The organism is Psychromonas hadalis ATCC BAA-638 (assembly GCF_000420245.1).
In the GTDB taxonomy this organism is placed as follows: domain Bacteria; phylum Pseudomonadota; class Gammaproteobacteria; order Enterobacterales; family Psychromonadaceae; genus Psychromonas; species Psychromonas hadalis.
The window spans coordinates 1-2,405 of sequence record NZ_ATUO01000280.1 but is presented as its reverse complement, the minus strand read 5'-3'; the positions used below and the strand labels follow the sequence as shown (position 1 = coordinate 2,405).

The 2,405-nt window shown below is 38.9% G+C and carries 4 protein-coding genes; 1 reads left to right on the top strand and 3 read right to left on the bottom strand.

All coding sequences use genetic code 11. The features are described from left to right. Nucleotides 1-36: 36 nt before the first annotated feature. Nucleotides 37-576, bottom strand: coding sequence for an ADP compounds hydrolase NudE (gene nudE / locus G322_RS0118765; protein WP_022943207.1), 540 nt, complete (start codon nt 574-576; stop codon nt 37-39). A 68-nt stretch (nt 577-644) separates the two neighbouring features. Here nudE and yrfG point away from each other — a divergent pair, with 68 nt between their 5' ends. Next, nucleotides 645-1,292, top strand: coding sequence for a GMP/IMP nucleotidase (gene yrfG / locus G322_RS0118760; RefSeq protein ID WP_022943206.1), 648 nt, complete (start codon nt 645-647; stop codon nt 1,290-1,292). Here the strand turns inward: yrfG and G322_RS22490 are convergent. Beyond that, nucleotides 1,289-1,789 carry a Spy/CpxP family protein refolding chaperone gene (locus tag G322_RS22490; RefSeq protein WP_022943205.1) on the bottom strand — a complete coding sequence of 167 codons (501 nt, stop codon included), beginning with the start codon at nt 1,787-1,789 and terminating at the stop codon, nt 1,289-1,291. The two genes, yrfG and G322_RS22490, sit on opposite strands and share 4 nt — an antisense overlap. 23 nt (nt 1,790-1,812) lie before the next feature. Next, nucleotides 1,813-2,010, bottom strand: coding sequence for an SHOCT domain-containing protein (locus G322_RS0118750; RefSeq protein ID WP_022943204.1), 198 nt, complete (start codon nt 2,008-2,010; stop codon nt 1,813-1,815). Nucleotides 2,011-2,405 lie beyond the last annotated feature (395 nt).

The window sequence follows — 2,405 nt, the reverse complement described above, 5'->3', positions numbered from 1 at the left end:
GCGTATCGCGTAGCAGCGTTAAATGGGCTGAATAGATTATTTTAATGTTTTGATTGCCAACAGAAGCGCGCTAATACTGCGTGCTTCTTGAAAATCATCACGGGCGAGCAACTCATCTATTTTATTTAACGGCCACTTTATCACTTCAAGTGCTTCTGGTTCATCGCCCTTTAATTTTTCTGGGTAGAGATCAAATGCCATAAACAGGTGCATCTCACTGCTAAAATAACTGGGGGCCATGGTCACTGTTTTGAGGTGTTGTAAACGCGCCGCACCAAAACCTACTTCCTCTTTTAACTCTCGATTAGCCGCTATTTCAGGGCTTTCTCCCTTATCAATCAAACCTTTTGGGAAACCTAACCCGTAACTGTGTGTGCCGGCACCATATTCACGAATAAGCAATAGCGTGTCTTTGTCATAAAAGGGCACAATTAATACTGCGCCTTGGTTAAAACCTTGCATGCGCTCAAACTCACGCTGCTGACCATTACTGAATTTAAGCGAGACTGTTTCAATATTAAAAAAGCGACTGCTAGCAACTAACGTGCGTTTTAGTATTTCGGGTAATTGTTTCATGTTGTCGCTCTCCTATTTTATGTATTATGTTATCTTACAATTCAAATGGGAAGTTATCGAGGCTGTTTATGTATATTGAGAGTGAAGTTGATGCTGTTCTGTTAGATATGGATGGCACGTTGTTAGATTTGCATTACGATAGCCACTTTTGGTTGCAGTTTATTCCGCAACAATATGCACTGAAGCATGGCTTATCGCTACAACAAGCTGAGCGCCATGTATATGCACAGTATGAGAAGGTAACGGGCAGTTTAGATTGGTACTGTTACGATTATTGGTGTGCGACCTTGGGGCTTGATATTCATGCGTTGCAACATAAAACCAAACATAAAATTCAGGTCCGTAGTGATACTTTATGGTTTTTGGAAAAACTGAAACAGGCTAATATCCCCGCTTATATTCTAACTAACGCGCACCGTAGTGGTGTAAAACTAAAAATGCAACAAACTGAATTAACGTCCTATTTCAAAAAAATCATCTCTAGTCATGACGTTCAGATTGCCAAAGAGAATGTACGCTTTTGGTCGGCAGTAGAAGATGAATTACAGATCGATTTTTCACGTTGTCTGTTCATTGATGACAGTGAAAAAATACTCCATGTTGCTAAAGAAGCAGGGATTGGTTTCTTGCGTGGTATTGCTACGCCAGACAGTGAAAAGCCTGCACAAAATATGCAGGATTTTGACACCATCAAGCAGTTTTCTGAACTATTTTAATGGTTATAATGCTTCATTTTATTACCGTTATGTTGCATTCTAAGTTCACTATATTGTGTTTTTTGCTCATCGGTTAATAGTTGAAACATCTGGTGTTTGTTTTTAAGCATGGCAAGTTTTCTTTCACTATGCTTTGACTGCTTTTGACTGATCAACGCTTTTGCTTTCTGTTCATCAAAGGTTTCGCTGTACATCAAGGCTTGCATCTCAGCTTGGCGAGTGGCTCTATCTGCATCACTCATGCGGTTTTTACCTTTGGAAAAGGCCATAATGGCTTGCATCTCTTGTTTTTGAACATCCGTTAAATCTAACTGTGCAAAACCCATGCCTCGGTGCTTCATCGCGCCATTGCCCATACTTTGACCTGATTCGCCAAACATATTATTGCATCCCTGCTGACCTTTATTCATGTGACTATTACCAGCAACGGCATAAGAGATGCCTGCAAAAGTAAGAGTAGTCGCGAGTAAAATTGTACCGATTGTTGTGGTTTTCATAAGTTTCTCCAGATTAATATAAGTTATAGGTTGTTTTTTATTTCATTCAATTTTTGTTCATCAATTTCGCCCTGTGCATAGCGACGTTTTGCAATCTCAAGATTGCTCTCTCTTTTTTTTTGCCAAGGTTGGACTTTCAATACTAAAAAAAATAAAGTAACCCAAAATAGCATCAGGAATAGAGAGCCGAACATCGGCATTACGTGCCAAGCGTGCATCATTGTTATCTCCTTAATGAATCGTTACACAATAATGTGCGCTAAATTATTTTCAAAAAGCCTGAAATTACTGGTTATTTTGAAAACAAAAGCGCAAGTAATTTTGAAGCCGATCCTAAGTATTTTTCTCTTCTTGTATGCTTCTATTAAAGCAGTGAGGTTTGTCAGGAGTTTGTCGAAAAAGGGGAAGTTTGTAATAGTTTGTGGCAATAGGGGCTTTTGACACACTTTGACACAATTAACCCTCAAAATAGCGTAATCTTGTTATTAGAAAGTCATACTAAGGAGCAAAAATGCAGCAACCTCATCTATTAGTCGTTGATGATCACCATGAAATTCGTGAATTATTACAGCGTTTTTTTATACAACATAATTACCGTGTTAGCGTGGCGAAAGAC

What these genes read in the sequence shown, in the direction of transcription:
- nudE (WP_022943207.1), bottom strand. Translation starts at nt 576, where the DNA reads ATGAAACAATTACCCGAAATACTAAAACGCACGTTAGTTGCTAGCAGT.
- yrfG (WP_022943206.1), top strand. Translation starts at nt 645, where the DNA reads ATGTATATTGAGAGTGAAGTTGATGCTGTTCTGTTAGATATGGATGGC.
- G322_RS22490 (WP_022943205.1), bottom strand. Translation starts at nt 1,789, where the DNA reads ATGAAAACCACAACAATCGGTACAATTTTACTCGCGACTACTCTTACT.
- G322_RS0118750 (WP_022943204.1), bottom strand. Translation starts at nt 2,010, where the DNA reads ATGATGCACGCTTGGCACGTAATGCCGATGTTCGGCTCTCTATTCCTG.